The organism is Synechococcus sp. RS9902 (assembly GCF_014279635.1).
Classification (GTDB): domain Bacteria; phylum Cyanobacteriota; class Cyanobacteriia; order PCC-6307; family Cyanobiaceae; genus Parasynechococcus.
Genome location: NZ_CP047949.1, coordinates 1,151,415 through 1,167,891, shown reverse-complemented (window position 1 = coordinate 1,167,891; position 16,477 = coordinate 1,151,415). Strand labels below are relative to the sequence as shown.

The 16,477-nt window shown below is 57.6% G+C and carries 24 protein-coding genes; 13 read left to right on the top strand and 11 right to left on the bottom strand.

What is annotated here, in order from left to right; genetic code table 11:
• Nucleotides 1-656 precede the first annotated feature (656 nt).
• The 4 genes from SynRS9902_RS13510 to SynRS9902_RS06230 all read right to left on the bottom strand — a co-directional run bounded on the left by SynRS9902_RS13510 (nt 657) and on the right by SynRS9902_RS06230 (nt 2,747).
• Nucleotides 657-818 (bottom strand): hypothetical protein, encoded by a 162-nt coding sequence (locus tag SynRS9902_RS13510; protein ID WP_222929480.1) that lies wholly within the window; start codon nt 816-818, stop codon nt 657-659.
• A gap of 632 nt (nt 819-1,450) precedes the next feature.
• Nucleotides 1,451-1,675 carry a hypothetical protein gene (locus SynRS9902_RS06240; RefSeq protein ID WP_186510386.1) on the bottom strand — a complete coding sequence of 75 codons (225 nt, stop codon included), beginning with the start codon at nt 1,673-1,675 and terminating at the stop codon, nt 1,451-1,453.
• Entirely contained in the window at nt 1,672-1,908 is a 237-nt protein-coding gene (locus tag SynRS9902_RS13830; RefSeq protein ID WP_370586327.1) for a DUF3104 domain-containing protein, read from the bottom strand. Before SynRS9902_RS13830 ends, SynRS9902_RS06240 begins: the two co-directional genes overlap by 4 nt.
• Before the next feature lie 344 nt (nt 1,909-2,252).
• Nucleotides 2,253-2,747, bottom strand: a complete 495-nt coding sequence (locus tag SynRS9902_RS06230; protein WP_186510385.1) for a hypothetical protein — start codon at nt 2,745-2,747, stop codon at nt 2,253-2,255.
• Nucleotides 2,748-2,937: 190 nt separating this feature from the next.
• Here SynRS9902_RS06230 and SynRS9902_RS06225 point away from each other — a divergent pair, with 190 nt between their 5' ends.
• From SynRS9902_RS06225 to SynRS9902_RS06215, 3 genes are all read left to right on the top strand, one after another.
• A complete protein-coding gene (locus SynRS9902_RS06225) occupies nt 2,938-3,138 on the top strand; it encodes a hypothetical protein (RefSeq protein WP_186510384.1) in 201 nt (66 codons plus the stop codon).
• A 763-nt stretch (nt 3,139-3,901) separates the two neighbouring features.
• Complete coding sequence (locus SynRS9902_RS06220) at nt 3,902-4,102, top strand: hypothetical protein (RefSeq protein WP_255446233.1); 201 nt, start codon at nt 3,902-3,904, stop codon at nt 4,100-4,102.
• 111 nt (nt 4,103-4,213) lie between these two features.
• Complete coding sequence (locus SynRS9902_RS06215; RefSeq protein WP_186510382.1) at nt 4,214-4,603, top strand: putative quinol monooxygenase; 390 nt, start codon at nt 4,214-4,216, stop codon at nt 4,601-4,603.
• Nucleotides 4,604-4,645: 42 nt separating this feature from the next.
• Here SynRS9902_RS06215 and SynRS9902_RS06210 read toward each other — a convergent pair whose 3' ends face one another.
• Together SynRS9902_RS06210 and SynRS9902_RS06205 are read right to left on the bottom strand one after the other, a co-directional pair.
• Complete coding sequence (locus tag SynRS9902_RS06210; RefSeq protein ID WP_186510381.1) at nt 4,646-4,900, bottom strand: hypothetical protein; 255 nt, start codon at nt 4,898-4,900, stop codon at nt 4,646-4,648.
• Nucleotides 4,893-5,180 (bottom strand): hypothetical protein, encoded by a 288-nt coding sequence (locus tag SynRS9902_RS06205; RefSeq protein WP_115082438.1) that lies wholly within the window; start codon nt 5,178-5,180, stop codon nt 4,893-4,895. Before SynRS9902_RS06205 ends, SynRS9902_RS06210 begins: the two co-directional genes overlap by 8 nt.
• A gap of 446 nt (nt 5,181-5,626) precedes the next feature.
• On the opposite strand from SynRS9902_RS06205, the gene SynRS9902_RS06200 reads away from it, so the two are divergent.
• The 3 genes from SynRS9902_RS06200 (at nt 5,627) to SynRS9902_RS06190 (ending at nt 8,564) form a co-directional block, all read left to right on the top strand.
• Nucleotides 5,627-5,914: a DUF1651 domain-containing protein gene (locus SynRS9902_RS06200; RefSeq protein WP_186510380.1), complete on the top strand. Its 288-nt coding sequence runs from the start codon at nt 5,627-5,629 to the stop codon at nt 5,912-5,914.
• 70 nt (nt 5,915-5,984) lie between these two features.
• Nucleotides 5,985-6,164, top strand: coding sequence for a hypothetical protein (locus SynRS9902_RS06195; RefSeq protein WP_041434861.1), 180 nt, complete (start codon nt 5,985-5,987; stop codon nt 6,162-6,164).
• A gap of 639 nt (nt 6,165-6,803) precedes the next feature.
• On the top strand, nt 6,804-8,564 hold the full coding sequence (locus SynRS9902_RS06190) for a gamma-glutamyltransferase family protein (protein ID WP_186510379.1): 1,761 nt from the start codon (nt 6,804-6,806) through the stop codon (nt 8,562-8,564).
• Nucleotides 8,565-8,580: 16 nt separating this feature from the next.
• On the opposite strand, the gene SynRS9902_RS06185 is transcribed toward SynRS9902_RS06190, so the two are convergent.
• Complete coding sequence (locus tag SynRS9902_RS06185; protein ID WP_186510378.1) at nt 8,581-8,973, bottom strand: DoxX family protein; 393 nt, start codon at nt 8,971-8,973, stop codon at nt 8,581-8,583.
• 165 nt (nt 8,974-9,138) lie between these two features.
• Between SynRS9902_RS06185 and SynRS9902_RS06180 the strand changes: the two genes are divergently transcribed.
• The gene (locus SynRS9902_RS06180; RefSeq protein WP_186510377.1) at nt 9,139-10,014 is read left to right on the top strand and encodes a GNAT family N-acetyltransferase; all 876 of its coding nucleotides are present in this window, start codon (nt 9,139-9,141) and stop codon (nt 10,012-10,014) included.
• A gap of 11 nt (nt 10,015-10,025) precedes the next feature.
• On the opposite strand, the gene SynRS9902_RS06175 is transcribed toward SynRS9902_RS06180, so the two are convergent.
• Nucleotides 10,026-10,190 carry a hypothetical protein gene (locus SynRS9902_RS06175; protein WP_170950627.1) on the bottom strand — a complete coding sequence of 55 codons (165 nt, stop codon included), beginning with the start codon at nt 10,188-10,190 and terminating at the stop codon, nt 10,026-10,028.
• A 532-nt stretch (nt 10,191-10,722) separates the two neighbouring features.
• Nucleotides 10,723-11,142 (bottom strand): hypothetical protein, encoded by a 420-nt coding sequence (locus SynRS9902_RS06170; RefSeq protein ID WP_186510376.1) that lies wholly within the window; start codon nt 11,140-11,142, stop codon nt 10,723-10,725.
• 168 nt (nt 11,143-11,310) lie between these two features.
• Between SynRS9902_RS06170 and SynRS9902_RS06165 the strand changes: the two genes are divergently transcribed.
• Together SynRS9902_RS06165 and SynRS9902_RS06160 are read left to right on the top strand one after the other, a co-directional pair.
• The gene (locus SynRS9902_RS06165) at nt 11,311-11,487 is read left to right on the top strand and encodes a hypothetical protein (RefSeq protein WP_186510375.1); all 177 of its coding nucleotides are present in this window, start codon (nt 11,311-11,313) and stop codon (nt 11,485-11,487) included.
• 131 nt (nt 11,488-11,618) lie between these two features.
• Nucleotides 11,619-11,801, top strand: a complete 183-nt coding sequence (locus SynRS9902_RS06160) for a hypothetical protein (protein ID WP_186510374.1) — start codon at nt 11,619-11,621, stop codon at nt 11,799-11,801.
• Nucleotides 11,802-12,226: 425 nt separating this feature from the next.
• Here SynRS9902_RS06160 and SynRS9902_RS06155 read toward each other — a convergent pair whose 3' ends face one another.
• Both SynRS9902_RS06155 and SynRS9902_RS06150 read right to left on the bottom strand, forming a co-directional pair.
• Nucleotides 12,227-12,403, bottom strand: coding sequence for a hypothetical protein (locus SynRS9902_RS06155; protein ID WP_255446231.1), 177 nt, complete (start codon nt 12,401-12,403; stop codon nt 12,227-12,229).
• An 8-nt stretch (nt 12,404-12,411) separates the two neighbouring features.
• The gene (locus tag SynRS9902_RS06150; protein ID WP_186510372.1) at nt 12,412-12,681 is read right to left on the bottom strand and encodes a hypothetical protein; all 270 of its coding nucleotides are present in this window, start codon (nt 12,679-12,681) and stop codon (nt 12,412-12,414) included.
• A 150-nt stretch (nt 12,682-12,831) separates the two neighbouring features.
• Between SynRS9902_RS06150 and SynRS9902_RS06145 the strand changes: the two genes are divergently transcribed.
• The 4 genes from SynRS9902_RS06145 (at nt 12,832) to SynRS9902_RS06130 (ending at nt 16,365) form a co-directional block, all read left to right on the top strand.
• Nucleotides 12,832-13,611 carry a GTP-binding protein gene (locus SynRS9902_RS06145; RefSeq protein WP_186510371.1) on the top strand — a complete coding sequence of 260 codons (780 nt, stop codon included), beginning with the start codon at nt 12,832-12,834 and terminating at the stop codon, nt 13,609-13,611.
• Nucleotides 13,612-13,616: 5 nt separating this feature from the next.
• A complete protein-coding gene (locus tag SynRS9902_RS06140) occupies nt 13,617-14,432 on the top strand; it encodes a metallophosphoesterase (protein WP_186510370.1) in 816 nt (271 codons plus the stop codon).
• On the top strand, nt 14,432-15,142 hold the full coding sequence (locus SynRS9902_RS06135; protein WP_186510369.1) for a phosphoesterase: 711 nt from the start codon (nt 14,432-14,434) through the stop codon (nt 15,140-15,142). Before SynRS9902_RS06140 ends, SynRS9902_RS06135 begins: the two co-directional genes overlap by 1 nt.
• Nucleotides 15,143-15,258: 116 nt before the next feature.
• A complete protein-coding gene (locus SynRS9902_RS06130; protein ID WP_186510368.1) occupies nt 15,259-16,365 on the top strand; it encodes a GTP-binding protein in 1,107 nt (368 codons plus the stop codon).
• Nucleotides 16,366-16,477 lie beyond the last annotated feature (112 nt).

Sequence of the window (16,477 nt, the reverse complement as noted above, 5' to 3'; positions counted from 1 at the left end):
GGTCGGCAACAGGCAAAAAAAGGCGGCAGGGAATGCCGCCCATCAACAAGGGGACGAATGCGTCGAAGGTGCTGGAGTCCCAGCCACACCACCCTCTTCAATGAGTCGGCGGTGCCGTGGGCATCGTTTACGAACTGCCAAAAAAAGGGGGGTGTTCCCTAAGCACCCCCGCGTTCGACGCATCGCCCCTTCACCGAAGAAGCAATCGAATGATGACGTGAGATTCAGCGACTGGTCGTCGCCATCACGACAAAACGATGGGTGTGGTCAGCAACCCAAGAAAAAGACAGGCTTCCCTCGCCGCTACGGGTAAAAGCGCTTATCTGGGCTCTCTGGTGCCGACCGCTACGACAGCTCTGCTTCACCCGAGGCATGACAGAAACAGGCCACACCACAACCTTCATGGAGTTCGCACTACTTGCGTTGTTTACCTGCTCGCTTGCTTCAGTGATCGCAACGGTTTTCCGCGGGACCTACTGATGAGGAGCACGTCCCGTCGGTTGGCATTGGATCACCGCTTCGCAAGCACCGTGCTTTGGTCGCTTTTTTCGGCTCTGATCTTCCAAGCCTTGGCGAGTCGATAGGCAGTTTTATCGGCACAAGCCAGCAACAACCCGTCTTACCAATGGGAACTCACTCTTTGAACGGCTGCCGCCTTATACAGACATGGTGTTGAGCTCTTGCCTGTTCTTCAGAACTTGAGCATTGATGTGCATCAAAACATTATCTGCTTCCTGAATAAATTTTTCCCGACACCATTGATCTGTAACCCTTCCAGCCGCATCCATCAGAGTGATGTATTGCTCTTCAAGTGTCACTTACTTTGTGCAGTTAATCAATAATGGCAGGGCTGACACTGGCTGCAGTAGTTGCTGATACCTGAAGCTCAACAACAAGAAAACCGCTCTTCTCACAACTGGGCAACCATAAAAAAGACCTCCGCCAAAGGCAGAGGTCTCAAAACAATCTCAGGGATGCGACCTTGTTTCCATCCCATGAGATGTTTTCCTCACAACTTCATCGTGACTAGAAGGTGAAAAACAGGGAAGCAACCTATGGACAGCCTGTGACTTGTCCCTCTACTTGATCGCTCACCAGAAGGCGTTGGGGCAGAAGACGGTGGATCAGAAGGCGGTGGGGCGGTATCCCTACGCCCTAGTCCATGTTCAAAGCTTTTCGGCCGAACCGTGGGTGATGCTCAAGAAAAAGTCCCGGTGTTCGATGCCGGGACCTCCGCCTCTCATGACGTACCCCAGTCCTAACAGAGCGACTAAGTATTTATGCGTACGGCTTACACGACCAGCGTGTAGCAGGTGGCACGCCTCAGCCTGGCTCGAAGGGGCTACGACTGGAGTGCCCCGGGACGGCCCGAACCACTCAGGGGCGGCGGAACCAACTTCGAGCGGTCACCTGACCGATGGTTTCGCCTGGGGAAGATCTGCGGCTTGTCTCAGTTCCGCCCAACGGCCCTGGCAAGGGCCTGCTCCATACGGACATACAAGGGAAGCAGCTTCGAGGGGACTTGTCTGAGGAACTCCCTTTCAGCTTTCACCGTGGCCAAAGCATGGATCAGTTGCCCCTTCTGGTCTTCATAGGTGAAGACCTCAAGCCCTTCTGGTGAGACCTCAGCACCAACCTTGTTCCCGTCCCTGAGCAGAAATCGCGCCACGTTCATTTGAAGCAGGAGTTGATTGTCAGATGGTTTTTCTCTGGCAGAGCTGCTGTCTGCATTCCGAAACCTGATCCGCCCCGTCCCGTACCAACAGGGGCTTCAGACCCTTGGAACCATGTGGGTGACAAAACGGCGTTGACCCAGTTGATGACTCCGGTGTCGACATCAGCCACCTGAAACAACGTCGGAGTCTTGGGATTCCAGGCACCACCATCGACCCAGATCACATCTGCCATGCGCCAGGCCCCATCCGAATCAGTGACGATCACGGTCATTCCCGATTTGACGTGCGGGAAGACCGGATCCGACGTGGGCGCTGAAACACCGCACCCATGACCAGCCATCACGACCCTTGCTTTAGTACAGCTGCACTAGCACGAAAGCAGCTCGAGCGGCCAGGGACGAAATCTGAAGGCTCAAGGAACGAGCTGGTGCAGCGGCGAACGCCGGCATAAATCACCGGCGCGACATGGCAGTGGATTTTGGTTCAACACCTTTCCGGCCTCAGAAGAGAGCCTTACGGATCAGTGGGATCGCTTGGTCGGAAGGGGGATTAACGCAACAACCACGGTCGTCATTTTCACCGGCCGAGGGGCATGACTTCAGATCCACCAAGCGATCTTCCTTTGGTCGCCAAGTCATACATGTCTTGATGAATATTGTCCGATTCATTGCTGAACCAATTGGTCAACTCTGGCTGATCAATTTTTTTGGGGCCCAGGTCAATGAAGGAATACTCAAGTGTGATGAAGTCACCACCAACCGTGCGATAACCAAGCTCAAGAAGCATCTGGCCGCTTGCCGATGGGGCTTCAATCTGTGCTTGCGTTGCCTTGAGGCTGAGCTCCACCAACTTGCTCGCAACCGTGCCATCACCGGATGCATCCCTGATTCTGATCATCAATGCTGACCCCTTGCTCTGCCTCAGAAAGAGCTGAGTTTGCTTTCTCAGAAGCCATTGACATGCAATGGCATTGACCTGAAGCGAGGTCTTAAAAAACGAGAGGTCGTCCTGGAGATCCTGGGTCTTTTTGTGCTGCTTGAGTAAACCGAGTTTCGAGAGCAGCCACTTCATCGCATCATTTTCAAACGAGAGAGTGAATAGCCCATTTTTGGACTGGGGGGAAAGATTCTTTTTATCGCTTAACCCGAGTATCTGTTGTTACCAAGAAACTTTAGGGAATGACATTGTCGAAGTGTGAGCTTTGTTACGACCAAACGACAACGATGAAAGCCATGACAGGGGAAATTTGCCAGCACGCTCCATGGCTCAAGCAGATTTGATCGTGCAGACCCCGCGCGGTTCATCCATCCAAAAAATCGAGACCAGCAAATTTCTGGTGTGCGACCGCGAGAATGTGTGCTTCTTCACGCGCAGCCTCTACCTCGCCGAGGAGCAGCTGGAGGAAATGGAGCTTGGCTACCGGTTTCCCTATTCAACCAATTTCCGCAAAGCACGCGCCTGATATGTGGAGGCATTTGAGTAGCGGATTTCGCTGAATCCACTGGCTCTAATGGCTTATCTGTATCGCGTCCTGGTCTCATGCACCTAGCCCGGGACGCGGACCCATGTCAGCGGCAACTGCTGGGTCCGTTTGTCTAGCGAATCCAGCCGTTCTCCCGAGGCCTATCGAGCATTGAGGTCGTCCGCATCAGTCGCGACCATTGCCTGGATCTACCGGAATTTTTGGCGGATCAGCACATCTTCAATAATTTCCAGACAAGCCTGCTGAATGGCCTCATCATTGAGCCCTCAGTGGCCCGCACACCAGATGTGGTGCTGAGCAGCAAGGGGAGAGCGACCCTGGTGCTGGCAGACGAGTTTCCCCGTTGAGAGCGATCAATGGGGGAACCTTTTTGTGTCTGAAAGCTGTAGAAATTCAGTGCATCAGGCGCGAATCAGTGTGACGTGACGAACGTGTTTATGCGGATACCGCATCGCTCGGGGAGGACTCGCTTCTCCTCGCGGTTCCGTGGCTCCACATCGTTAAGTCGCAGCTTGGTTGAAGGTCAGCCATCGCGGCAGAGGGAGCTGCTCGAAAACCTCGGCCACTCCCCTCTACACCAATCGATTCAATGTGCACTTGATGAGCAAATCATGAAAGAAATATAATTACCTATTTGCGATATTTAAAGCTTTGAGATGCAACAAACAAGCAAGTGCTTAAGTCGTCTCGTTATTTCATGGAGGACAGTATGCACAGTCAGAAGAACTCCCCGGCCTGCTTCTTGCGCTGGTCTGTGAGCAAGGTGACTGACAAGCTCTATGCGGTTGCAGCAACGGTTGATGGAAAGGAATACGACTTTGTCGGCAATTACAGAAGCGTTCGAGAAGCACAACAAGCAGGCCGCCGCTACGCCGAAGACCTGGTTCACAACTCGATGGCTGGCGGTCGTTTGTCGCTGAAACAACAGCCTCTAGCCGCCTGATCAGCTCCATCGGTTCGTGGCTTGAAACATGCATGGGTTCTCCTTGAGAGTGCACCTCCAGGGGTTTTTCAGCCTGAATCCATGGAACACTTGGGCACCGCCTGAGATCCAATGGCCAGCTTCGACAATTCCTCACCGTTCATGTTGCTGGCGCGAATCCACGTCAAACCCGGTTGTGTTGACCAGTACCTGGAGCTGGCTCGCATCACCGACGAAGCCGTTCAGGCATCTGAGCCAGGCATGATTCACCACACCTTTGATCAGGACCCGGACGATCCCCACGCATTCGTGTGGTCAGAGGTCTACGCCAACGACGAGGCGTTCAGCGCCCATGTGTCCAACCCTCCCGTTCAGGAGTATCTGCAAAAGCATGCGGAGCTTGGCGATGGTTTCAGCGTTGAGGTCTACGGCACGGTCGGCGATGACTGCCGGCAGCTGATGGAGTCGTTTGGGCTTCCACTCAAGATCTTCGAAACCAAGCTCGGATACAGCAGGGTCTGAACAACCTGGCGGGAAACATCCCTCGAGTTGTGGCAATCACGCCTACGGGGGGCTGTTCAGTTCCTCCTTGAGCTTGTCGAGACGGGTTTTGAGTTGCTCGGCGCGACGGGTTGTGGGTTTGTCGTCATGGCCCTTCAGCGCTGATTTGATCACTGCGATCTCCTTCTCAAGCTTCCGTCTCTTGGTGAAGGAAAGCGCTTCCTGAGCAAGACCGATCAGAAAATCACCCCGCGGGGCATAACAAGGAGCATCTTCAGCTGACTCGTTCTGTGCGGGCCCGTCCTCAGAATCAATCATGATCCAAGGCTTTCTCGGCAACATCGGCCGCCACAAGAAACACATAGGAGAGTGCATTCATGTGACTGGCCATATCTTTGATCGATTCAATAATCTCCTTTCGCGACAAACCACTCTCCCGCTGAAGTCGAATGATCTCGTGCGTTAAACGGGTCACATGGTCGCGACCGTAGTTGTAAGCCGTCCCAAAACAATCGTCACTCTCCTCATCAGTCCTGCAGGCTGCGGCAAAGTCTGAGGCAATTTTCTGGGAAAAATCTTCAACCTGACGGCAGGGCATCGTTCTTTGGATTTGCCGAAATGTATGCGAGAAAAGAATGAAGCCCTAATAACTTTTTGAACCAATGCGTTGAATTTCGCATTCTTGCTTATCGATCAGCAAAGAAACTTCGTGTTTTTTCTTGGAGAAACAAAAAATTGCTCAAAATCCTTTCCCAAGACCTCGATCGATGCATCGACCGATGCAAAGGTGTCTTGCCTTGGTTGGACCGTGGTCGCAAGCCAAGGCCACCAGAAGCTTCTCTCAAGCCTCTTTTTGACTGAGACAAGCTTCTTTTCCTCGAGGACAACAACAACTCATTCATCCATAGACCGTCGGACTCGTGAGCATCGTTTAGGCCTGAACAGCGTCCTGCTCGATGTGCCTCACCGTTCAATCAGCGAATTCGCCATCGTGAAGCCGGGGCATCGCCTCGGCAGCAGATGCTTTGCAGAGCTGTCTTCTGTTTGCCGTCGCCCCACCCTTTGCCCCGTTACCGCGCCACCCACGAACCGCCGGAACAGCCAAGCGGAGAGGGCTGGCTGGTGAGCGCCGAGCAGCAGAAGCTGGTGCAGTTCAAGCCAGATGCATCCACCGCTCATGCCCAGTGGGTGGTGGTACGCAGCTACAGCTGGATTCCACCCAATCCACCGGTGCCCCAGACCCGGCGACGGATGCTGCGGCACAACGCCATCGAAGCCTGGAACACGATGCTCAAAACGGGCTGGCGGCGCTGTTCACCTCCCGTGCGCTGATGAACCTCAGTGACGACTGCTGGACCCCTGACACCTCTTTCGCCAACGTGATCGAAGTTGCGATCAATCGATGACCAACGGATCCGGCACCTGGGCCAACAATCAGCCCCCAGCAGCAGCCGAAAAACTCTGGAGAGGCCTGGCTCTGGTGGGAGCCTTCCACATCGGAGGAATGCTGATCAACGTCATCTTCCAGATGTTGGGCAACAACAGCCTCGACGGAATTCCCGCCAAATTCCTGGGCCTCTGAGCCCATCAGCCACAACAAAACGGTTATAAGCCCCTGCATCAGGCAGGGGTTTTTTATTGGATACCTGAGACGCGCCAAGCGCCTCAGACGCCAGGGCAATCAAAGCGAGACCCAGCCATCTCGCACTGAGCACAATTACCCATTGTTAAGGGAGATTGCGCAGCATTAAGTTCTCCTCGCATGCACGAGTCGTTCCCGGGGAGTGGGCTCTTCGGGAACCTTTTTTTGGGTAAGTTTCCACAAGGTGAGTGATGTATCCCGTAGGTGGGCCTGCGGATACATCTCCTCCTGTTGAACGGCCGCTTCTCGCTAACAGCCGAGAGGAGAGGAGCAGGCGAGGGAACCTGCTCCTTTTTCCCTCCAGAAGCGTTTGCAGTGGTGCTCGCGCAGGCACGATCTTCGGCCATCCAGAAATGATTCTCATTGAGCAGGAATGCCTATTCCACCTCCTGAGAATTCCCTGAGAAACGCTCCGATCGCACCTCGAACGGCCCTCCACTGATCCACTCTTAAAGTGAAGGCAGTGGTGCCTTCAATGCGTCAAGCAGGAGCGGGCTGAGGGGCCGGCTCTTTTTTTTGATCAGAAGGCCAGCAGTACGCCTCACCAGCCACAAGACTGAAACCAGCCGATCCAAAGCTGTGCTCCCCCAGCTCAAAGCGTTGCTGCTGGCGCTGAGCCTTTGGAGCAGCATCCCCGCGGCAGCCCCGATCAGCCGCGACGATCCGGAATCCAGTGACCCCAGCAGCGGAGGCATCTCCACCGCCCGCGGATCCACCGTGGTGGTCACCGCCAATCCCCTCGCCAGCACGGCAGCGCTGGATGCGTTGAAGAACGGCGGCAGCGCCATCGATGCTCTGGTGACAGCCCAAGCAGTGCTGGCGGTGGTGGAACCCCAGAGCTCCGGCCTGGCGGGTGGTGGTTTTCTGCTCCACTGGGAAGCCAAGCAACGCCAGCTTGAAATGCTGGATGGCCGTGAAGTGGCCCCCGAACGCAGCCGCCCCGGCGATCTGCTTGATCCCGCGGGAGATCCCCTCACCTGGCGACAGGCCACCAGCAAAGCCAACGCCATCGGCATTCCCGGCACCGTGGCTCTGCTCTGGGAGGCCCATCAAAACCATGGCCAGCTGCCGTGGTCACAAATCCTGCAACCGGCGATCCGCCTTGCCAGCACAGGCTTTCTGCCGAGCCCGCGTCTGTTGCGCTCCATTCGCCTGGCCCAGCGTTTCGGCGTGGCCCACAGTCCTGAGTTTCAAGCGCTCTACCTGCCCGGCGGCCAGCCGCCAGCAGCAGATCAACCCTTCCGCAACCCTGCCCTGGCGCGCACCCTGAGGCTCCTGGCCAGGGAAGGGGGACCAGCTTTTTATCAAGGGCCTCTGGCGCAGCAGATCCTGGGCGGGGTCAATGCCCTGCGGGCCAGCGAGCCGAACTTCCGCGGATGGAGTTCCGCTGATCTAAGCAGCTATGCCGTGGTCCGGCGCACTCCCCTCTGCAGCCAGCAGCTGCAGCACCGGATCTGCACGGTGCCGGCCCCCAGCAGCGGTGGCTTGGCGCTGCTGCAAACCCTGGCGCTGCTGAACCAGAGCACCAACCTGACCAACTCCAGTGCAGGTGAGCCGCAGGTGTGGCGTCAGCTGGCCCGCGCCCAGGCCTGGGCCGATGCCGACCGGCTCTACTGGGTGCACGACCCGATCGATGGAGCAGTGCCCAGCGCAGCCATGCTGGATCAGGCCTACATCGCCAGCCGGGCGAGAGCCATGCAGGGCGCCAACGGCGAAAGACCAACGCCGGGATTGCCGCTAGGCATCGATCGTTATCCCTACGGCAGGCCAGATCAGGGCATCGAGCAAGGCACCAGCCAGATCACCATCGTGGATGCCAGCGGCAACATTGCCTCCTACACCTCTTCGGTGGAGACGATCTTCGGGAGTCGGCACCTTGTTGGAGGCATGGTGATGAACAATCAGCTCACCGATTTCGCCTTCAAGCCCAGCCTTGGCGGCAAACTGGTCGCCAACCGCCGGCTGCCTGGACGGCGGCCAATGTCGTCGATGGCGCCGACGCTGGTGTTCCGCAACGGCGAGCCGGTGCTGGCCCTCGGCAGCCCCGGCGGCCGCAGCATTCCCCATTTGCTCAGCCGGGTTCTGCTGGCGTCCTTGGTCTGGAACGAACCGCCAGCGCGGGCGGTGGGCCTTCCCCATCTTTCGCGCCGGGGCACAACGCTGGTGCTGGAAAGCGATCCGCCGCTGCCTTGGCCGTTTCCGCTGCAGCAGCTCAAAAGCGAAGCAAACTCCCGGCGTCAGAGCATCGGCAGTGGCACCGCTCTGATTCAAAAAATCGGTGGTGGCTGGCAGGGGGCCGCTGATCCGCGCCGCGAAGGAACGGCCCTGGCCCTGCCCTGATCCAGCCAACAAGCGATCAACCCTTGGAGCGCAGGTGCGTGAAGCTGGGCACGCCATTGCCCCAGGCACGGGTGATGGCCAGGATCAACGCCCCGATCAGAGCCAGGTTCATCGCAAAGCCGCTGTCCACCGGGAAGGTGTGGAAGATCAGCGTGGTGGGCACCAGGAAAAGCAGCAGCAGCGAGGCCCCCAGCACCGTGTTGCTGCCGAACACCAGCAGGATCGATCCGGCGATCAGCACCACGATCGCCGCCACGAGCAACACAGAAGCCAGAGGTTCGGGGATTCCCTTGGAGGCGATGAAGCCTGCGATTTCAGCGAAGTTGGTGAACTTGGCCGGCAGGGCATTCACAAACACGGCCGCCATCAGCACCCGGCCAAGGAAATCGAACAGCTTCGAAGCAGTCATGGGGATCAATAGCCCTCAGGCAGAGGAATCGTGAGAAGCACCCTAGAGAGCAACTGTTCAGCAAGAACATTCACATGCCCCAGAGGATGAGCTGATCCAGGGATGGAGATCAACCGTCAAAGGCGGTAAGACGGAGTTCAGCAGGGTCGGGATGGGCCGAGCTCGATGCTGGAGATCAGACCCTTCACCCCCGCCGACCTCGACGTGGTCACGGCCCTGGCCCGTGAGCAGGATTTCGCCCCAGGAATCGGCGACATCGAGATCTACGCCAACACCGATCGCCAGGGGGTCTGGCTCGCTTGGCAGGACAACGCACCGGTGGGCTGCATCGCGGCGGTCACCTACAACCCCGACTACGCCTTCATCGGGCTGTTCGTGGTGAAGCCGGAGCATCGGGGCCAGGGGATCGGCCGTCGGCTCTGGCAGCACGCTTTGAAAACCCTGAGCGGCGTGCAGTGCATCGGCCTGGAGGCCGCTGTGCAGATGGTGGGCTTCTACGAACGAGCTGGATTTCAGAAGGACTGCATCACCACCCGCCGGCAGATGCTGTTCCGCAGCGAGGCATCACTGGACGCAAGCCCCAGCCAGCGCAGCGACGTTGCCGTCGTGCCCTTGCACGAGGTGTCGCTGGAGGCGATTCAGCGCTACGACGAACGCCATGAGATCAGCCCAAGGCCCCACTTCCTTGAGCTATGGCTCCGCCACAGAGCCGGAGATGTGTTCGCGGCGAGGGATGCCGAGGGCGAATGCCATGGCTACGTGCGCATTCGGCCTTGCCTGCTGCCAATCGGCGAGGGCTGGCGGGTGGGCCCCTGGCTCGCCGAAGACCCCGGCATGGCCTCGCTGTTGCTGAACAACGCCCTGGACCACCACAACGGTGTCGTCCTGATCGACACCCCCGGCCACAACCCGAGCGCCAAAACCATCCTCAGCGCCAGGGGCTTTAAACCGATGACGTCAACGGTGCGGATGTACAAGGGCGTGATCCCCAGGGGGCACGACCGCAACATTTACGGCCTGGCCTGCCTCGAGCTGGGTTGATCGCTGAACGATCACTCCACCAGGAATTCGCTGCGCAAAGCCCGCGCATCCTGAATCCGCTGCCCCACCGCGAGCTTGCGGAGGCGGGTGTTCAGCCAGGCGCGCAGTCGGGTGGACGACACCGACTTATTGAGCAGACCGTCCGAAGGCTCAGGCGTGCCGAAGGGAATGGTCATCAGCCACGCGCGGAAGTTCAGGCTAGTCAGATCGCAGCCACGCCAGCCCCACTTTCAGGCGGTTCTGGCCTGAAAGGCAATGCGTGTTCGTGCTGATTGCCAGGGCATGGCCCAGCCCCAAGACTGTGTGCATCGAGATCGGAGGCGTCCATGCGAGACGACGGTCCAACCGAGCAGACGTCAGAAGCAAGCTGACTTTCAGGCCCCTGCTCCAACAGTTTTCACACCTCTTGTTGGGTGCGCCCTTCGACAGGCCTTGTGCGAAAGGCCAGGCCGATCGGCACTCCATCTGCACCGTGCCAGGTGCCCTAAGGAGCTCCCATCACCCGACCCCTTGGAACATGGCCCCAGGCGCCATAAGCCAGACGCTTCGAGCTTCCTTCAGCCCCTTCTGATGGATTGCGTCATGAACAAACGAGCGAGTTAGGCCGCCTGTTCAACGGAACGGGTCGGCCACTCCAACTCTGAACAGAACCGTTCAGACACAGACCCCCGGCCCCTCCGTCACAGGGACCGGGGGTCTGCTGCTGGTTCAGGCCTTGCGCTTTTGATCGGCCTGCCGCAGTTGCTCCCGCAGGATGATCGGATCATCACAGTGGGATCTGCGATAGAGCGCTTTGATCTTGCGTGACTCCTCATCGAGCAACTCCAGCTCAACCGCGTCTGCCATTCCCACGGTGAAATCTTCGATCTGGCGGTCTTCAAACTGATTCTCAAGAGCCATCAACTCTTTCAACGAATCACTCATATACAGACAACTCGACGCCATCAATTTGAGGTTTTCCCGGATCTTGATGTCGGCCTGCTCACGAACATCCCGCGCCTTTTCCAGCGTAGCAATCAGATCACCACTGGCCGCTTCCTCAAGCGTTGCCGCAGACACCGTTGAGGTTGTTGCACAACCGAACACCAGCACCAGCAACAACGCCAGAACGGATTGCAGAACCCTCATCGGAACCCCAGAAGCCAGGTCACGTTAAGGGGAGTCATCAGACGACGTCCCCTCAGATGAGGGAGACATCGATTTGGATCACCACTCCACAACCCCTCAAGTGGGTGATGCGTGGATCTCAGGTTTTGCTGATGCTGATGGAACACGAGGCGAGGAGCACCGAAAACCATGACCAACACAACCGCCAAAGCTCAATTGCTCGATCTGCTGATCGAACCGCTGAAGGGATGCAAAGGGCTTTATGCCCATCGGGAGAACCTGATGCAACGGGTGATGCGCATGCCCGATCTGGAAGTGCGCGATCACTTCGATCGGCTCAAGGCCAGCCATTTCCCAGGCACCTGAACCATCAAGAGCCAAAGGGCTCAATTCTTAAGGAATGCTGAGAGACGCGAAGAAAGCCAAACCAGTATCGGTTGTCGCAGCCCGGTCCAATCATGGATCCGTAGGACGGCTGCAGTTTCAAGCGTGATCCCATGGCCGAAACCCTGCGTCTGCCCTACTCCGTTCAAGGCAATGGAACCGTGGAATCGATCGGCAATCACCTGTATCGGGTCTGCGGACCAGCCGGATGCACCGTTGTGATGGGGCTCAGCAACGCCCTCTACCTCAGTCGCAACGTGCCTGAAGTGGAACACAACCACCGCTCAGATCGATGACAAAAAAATCGCTCCAGCCATGGAGCGAATCATCAAGCCGGAGCAATCCCCATCACCCGGCTCATAGCACCAGATCTTGATGCGTTGGCTCGATAATACTCATCCAGCCCCAGATCTAGGGGGAGCACGATTACTTATGCAAAGCCCGTTGATTACACATCAACGCTGCATGTGGTGGCCATCGGGGTTATGTTGAGAGGCCCCATCACCCGGCCCGCCCACTTCGGCGGGCTTTTTTGTAGCAACACCCCAGATGTAGCGCCGGGGCAAACACTGCAAGGGGGGGGGTCCATAAAAAAGGAAGGGTTCCCTAGTCCCTCCCCTGTTCGACGCAGTTTCCCCCTGTTCTGAGCTGGGGGTCACCAGTTCATTCTGTATCCCCAGGAACCAAACGGCATCGGTGATTGCACTTAGCGAAGGTCGCATCAGCGATCAAGCAGGCCAGCATCGATCTTGGCGTCGGGATTGAGCTTGATCAGCATCCAAAGCAACATGGCCGAGCAATCGCAATCACTCACGCCGTAGTCATATTTCCAGTCAGCCACCATCCCCTTGAGCTCTACTTGAGCCTGGGTGATGAACTCATCGTTCCATTCCTGCACCAATCGATTCAGTCCTCTTCGAGATCCTCTTCCCTGACGTAAAAGGGTTCATCAGAGCCGGGCTGATCGTTCTCCAGCACGAGCACCTTGAGCGAATCATCGCTCTCGAACACAAAGAGACCATCCTCATCGGGATGCACCCCTTTCATTTCAGGATGCCGGTTGACGAGGCGCTTGAGGCGGCGCTGCTCTTTCCAAAACTTGGTTCCCTTTTCAACCAGATAAACCGTCAGAGCCAAGTTCACCAGCACGAGGGCGAGGAACTCCAAGGCCTGCATAGATCAAAACCGGGTTCTGACGACATTAGCGAGAGAAGCAGGGAGCGCCATAGCAAGCGATACCAAGCAACCAAAGGCACGAAGAGAACGGGACAGGGCGTCGGTGGCGGCTCATAATGAGAATGATTCTCGGATGTCGAGGAGGTTGCGATGGGCCAGGTGTGCCTGATTTCAGGCCCTCCGGGGTGCGGGAAAACAACTTGGGCGCTCCAAAGGCTTCAGCAGCATCAAGGCCCCTGCGCCTACCTGCGGCTGGAGGGAGAGAAGACAGCGGGGCTTGAACAGGGGGAAGACAGCGGAATCGACCTGACCTGGCTCAAGGACCAGGTGCCCAGGCTTGAGGAACCGGCAACAGCCAACGCAACGGATCTGAAGCAGGACAACGATGGGCTGACCCTGATCGAAGTGCAGCAGTTCCATCCCCCCAGCAAGGAAGGAGTTGAAGGGCTCGGAGACGACGTTCGCTCCAAGCTGGAGGCCTTGCAGCTGCACCCCGACCAACTCCTGCACTTCGGGCGAGACCCTGAATTGCCTGCAAAGGACACCTTGGAGTTCAGCAAGCTCGAGGCCTGGCACACCTCTCTTTCGGGTTGTGTCTGGGATCCCAACAGCCTGAGCAGCTTCTGGTTTGAACTCGTGAACGGTGCCTACGGCGATGTGTACCGCGCCAAAGGCCTAATGAATCTTCCTGACGGGCGGGCATTTTTCTGCAATTGGATGGTGAGCCAGGAGTCATCCCAGTTCCTGCCCCTGGACGCCACGGCACCGACGAAGGGTCGCCCCTGTCGAACCTCAGAGCTCGTTGTTCAGGGCAAGGCACTCAACCCCGAAGGCATTCAAGCCACCATCAACGACTGCCTGCTCGCGGATGACGTGCTCGCCATGCAGCAACAACAGCTCCAGCAACAACAACTCACATCGCAAGGCTGATTGACATGAACCACGCCGTCATCTCCTGTTTGCACGCCAACCTTGCCGCCGTGGAGGCGGTGCTCGACGATATCGACTCCCATGGTATCGAAACCATCACCTGCCTTGGCGACCTTGTGGGCTACGGACCCCAGCCCAATGAAGTGGTGGAACTGGTGCGTCAGCGCGAGATTCCCAGCTGTCAGGGGTGCTGGGACGAGGACATCATTGACGGTTTGAATGCCTGTGAATGCAGCTATCCCTCCCAGCTGGCGGAACGACGGGGCCATCGCGCCCATCACTGGACAGCCGATCTGCTGACGGAGGAGAACAAGGCCTTTCTGGCTGAACTTCCGATGACACTGCGGCGCGACAAGCTGCTGTTTGTGCATGGCAGTCCGAACAGTCAGCACGAATATCTGTTGCCCGACATGAATGCTTTTGCTGCCCTTGAACGGGTGGAAACAGCAGGAGCGGAAACCTTGTTCTGCGGCCACACCCACCAGCCCTATGTGCGCGAACTACGGCAGGGGTCCATTCGGGTAAAGGTGCAACAACGCGATCAAGGCGCACCAACAGAACAGGAGCTGGAACTGCCGATGCGGCGGATCGTTAACGCTGGTTCTGTGGGGGAACCGCGGCATGGCAGCACCAAGGCCACCTATGTGATCCATAACGACAACACCGGAGAGGTGACGATTCGTGAGGTCGACTACGACGTCGCCAAAACCTGTCGAGCGATCGTTGATGCGGGCTTACCGGAGGTGTTTGCCTGGAGGCTCAGCCACGGCTTCGAATACGCCGAGCGGGCTGAAGACGCCAGCCACGTGTGTGAGCGCTGATGGAACGCTGGGCCCTGGTGAGTGGTCTCCAAGGAGACCTGGATCTGTACGAACAGATTCAAAAGGAGTTGAAACAACAACGGGGTGTTGCCAATCTCTTCGTTCTCGGTGATCTGATCGGGTCACAACGCAAGTGCAATGCTCTGCTCGAGCGGCTGAGGCAGCCGAAGCGCGCTGATCTTCAGCCCGACTGCATCTATGGCTGGTGGGAAGAGCAGCTTCTGGCAGAGTGTGGTTACCGCGGCGAACGCAAAGCTGAAGCCCTCAGAGCAGAACAAGGCGAGGCGGCGGTCGGAGAACTTCTCGCTTCGGTGGACACTGACCATCTCAACTGGCTGGCATCGCTGCAGTTCGGCTTCATCGAACTCGACTGCGCTTTGATTCATGGCAGCTCCGCCGACGTCGGCGACCGGCTGACGGAAGACACTTCAGCCCTGGTGCTGCTGGACCGGCTGACGCGGCTGGATGTGAACCGGCTGTTTACGGCGCGCTGTCAGCGTCAGTTCCGACTGGAGCTTTCCGGTGGATCCATCCAATCCCTCGTCAAAGACCATGCCGGTGAACAGCAGAGCGAACAGGCTGTGCCCAAACGAAGCGTGATCGGCATTGGTGGGGGGAGGCACTACACCCTCTATGACCCCGCAACCGATCACATCGAATTTCGAATTGCGGGAGAACCTTCCAACGCTTCGGGACGGGGCTTTGGCTGACTGCCACATCTCGAGATGTTCTGTCGCAACAACTGCTCAGTGAGTTGCTCGGCTGATCACAGGAACGTCGTTTCACAACCTTTGATCCCAAAGATCACCTCTGATTTTCTGACCCAATGACCACTGCACCAACCAGCACCAACGTTCCCGTCACCATTCTCAGCGGCTTCCTCGGAGCGGGAAAAACCACGCTGCTGAATCACATCCTGAGCAATCAGCAGGGGGTGAAGACCGCGGTGCTGGTGAACGAGTTCGGTGAAATCGGCATCGACAACGATCTGGTCATCACCACCGATGAAGACATGGTCGAGCTGAGCAACGGTTGCATCTGCTGCTCGATCAACGACGAGCTGATGGAGGCGGTGGAACGGGTGATTGAACGCCCAGAACCGCTGGATTACATCGTCGTGGAAACCACCGGTCTGGCCGATCCCCTACCGGTGGCCATGACCTTCCTTGGCAGTGAGCTGCGGGATCAAACCCGCCTCGATTCGATCATCACCTTGATCGATGCAGAAAACTTCGACGACGTCGTTCTGGACACGGAAGTTGGCCGGGCCCAAGTGATTTACGGCGACATCCTGCTGCTGAACAAATGCGACCTCGTCTCCAAGGAGCGGCTTGAGGCTGTCGAGCAGCAACTCAGGGACGTCAAGAACGACGCCCGGATCCTGCGCTCGGTGAAAGGAGATGTCCCTCTGCCCCTGCTGCTCAGTGTCGGACTGTTCGAATCCGACAAGGTGAGTTCCCCTGCCGACGATCCGAGCCTGGATCACAGCGACTGCGACCACGACCATGGCCACTGCAGCCATGACCACGATCACGGTCATGAACACGATCACAGCCATGGGCACGATCACGGTCATGCCCACAACCATGGGGACGGTCATGACCACGGACACCATCACCACAGCCATGAGCACGGTGACCATCAGGACATCGAGGGATTCACCTCCCTGTCGTTCCAGAGTGATGGGCCCTTCGCATTGCGCAAGTTCCAGAACTTCCTCGACAACCAGATGCCCCAGGAGGTGTTCCGAGCCAAGGGAATCCTCTGGTTCAACGAAAGCGAACGCCGCCATGTGTTCCATTTGGCGGGCAAACGCTTTTCCATCGACGACACCGACTGGACCGGTGATCGCAAGAATCAATTGGTGCTGATCGGCCGCGACATCGACCACACCACCCTGCGGAAGCAACTCAAGGCCTGTGTGGCTGATTGAGACAAAAGAACCCGCAACCCCTCCAAAACTCGCGTTGTGGTGGTTCCGTCTTGGCGCTGGTTCTCGTAGGCCCCGTGACAACGGAATCGCCTTTGCTCAGCACCCAGAGCGG

Excerpts from the sequence above, each read along its gene's own strand:
- SynRS9902_RS06240 (WP_186510386.1), bottom strand. The coding sequence starts at position 1,675 with ATGAACGTGGCGCGATTTCTGCTCAGGGACGGGAACAAGGTTGGTGCT.
- SynRS9902_RS13830 (WP_370586327.1), bottom strand. The coding sequence starts at position 1,908 with ATGGCAGATGTGATCTGGGTCGATGGTGGTGCCTGGAATCCCAAGACT.
- SynRS9902_RS06230 (WP_186510385.1), bottom strand. The coding sequence starts at position 2,747 with ATGAAGTGGCTGCTCTCGAAACTCGGTTTACTCAAGCAGCACAAAAAG.
- SynRS9902_RS06225 (WP_186510384.1), top strand. The coding sequence starts at position 2,938 with ATGGCTCAAGCAGATTTGATCGTGCAGACCCCGCGCGGTTCATCCATC.
- SynRS9902_RS06215 (WP_186510382.1), top strand. The coding sequence starts at position 4,214 with ATGGCCAGCTTCGACAATTCCTCACCGTTCATGTTGCTGGCGCGAATC.
- SynRS9902_RS06210 (WP_186510381.1), bottom strand. The coding sequence starts at position 4,900 with ATGATTGATTCTGAGGACGGGCCCGCACAGAACGAGTCAGCTGAAGAT.
- SynRS9902_RS06205 (WP_115082438.1), bottom strand. The coding sequence starts at position 5,180 with ATGCCCTGCCGTCAGGTTGAAGATTTTTCCCAGAAAATTGCCTCAGAC.
- SynRS9902_RS06195 (WP_041434861.1), top strand. The coding sequence starts at position 5,985 with ATGACCAACGGATCCGGCACCTGGGCCAACAATCAGCCCCCAGCAGCA.
- SynRS9902_RS06185 (WP_186510378.1), bottom strand. The coding sequence starts at position 8,973 with ATGACTGCTTCGAAGCTGTTCGATTTCCTTGGCCGGGTGCTGATGGCG.
- SynRS9902_RS06180 (WP_186510377.1), top strand. The coding sequence starts at position 9,139 with ATGCTGGAGATCAGACCCTTCACCCCCGCCGACCTCGACGTGGTCACG.
- SynRS9902_RS06175 (WP_170950627.1), bottom strand. The coding sequence starts at position 10,190 with ATGACCATTCCCTTCGGCACGCCTGAGCCTTCGGACGGTCTGCTCAAT.
- SynRS9902_RS06170 (WP_186510376.1), bottom strand. The coding sequence starts at position 11,142 with ATGAGGGTTCTGCAATCCGTTCTGGCGTTGTTGCTGGTGCTGGTGTTC.
- SynRS9902_RS06165 (WP_186510375.1), top strand. The coding sequence starts at position 11,311 with ATGACCAACACAACCGCCAAAGCTCAATTGCTCGATCTGCTGATCGAA.
- SynRS9902_RS06160 (WP_186510374.1), top strand. The coding sequence starts at position 11,619 with ATGGCCGAAACCCTGCGTCTGCCCTACTCCGTTCAAGGCAATGGAACC.
- SynRS9902_RS06150 (WP_186510372.1), bottom strand. The coding sequence starts at position 12,681 with ATGCAGGCCTTGGAGTTCCTCGCCCTCGTGCTGGTGAACTTGGCTCTG.
- SynRS9902_RS06145 (WP_186510371.1), top strand. The coding sequence starts at position 12,832 with ATGGGCCAGGTGTGCCTGATTTCAGGCCCTCCGGGGTGCGGGAAAACA.
- SynRS9902_RS06140 (WP_186510370.1), top strand. The coding sequence starts at position 13,617 with ATGAACCACGCCGTCATCTCCTGTTTGCACGCCAACCTTGCCGCCGTG.
- SynRS9902_RS06135 (WP_186510369.1), top strand. The coding sequence starts at position 14,432 with ATGGAACGCTGGGCCCTGGTGAGTGGTCTCCAAGGAGACCTGGATCTG.
- SynRS9902_RS06130 (WP_186510368.1), top strand. The coding sequence starts at position 15,259 with ATGACCACTGCACCAACCAGCACCAACGTTCCCGTCACCATTCTCAGC.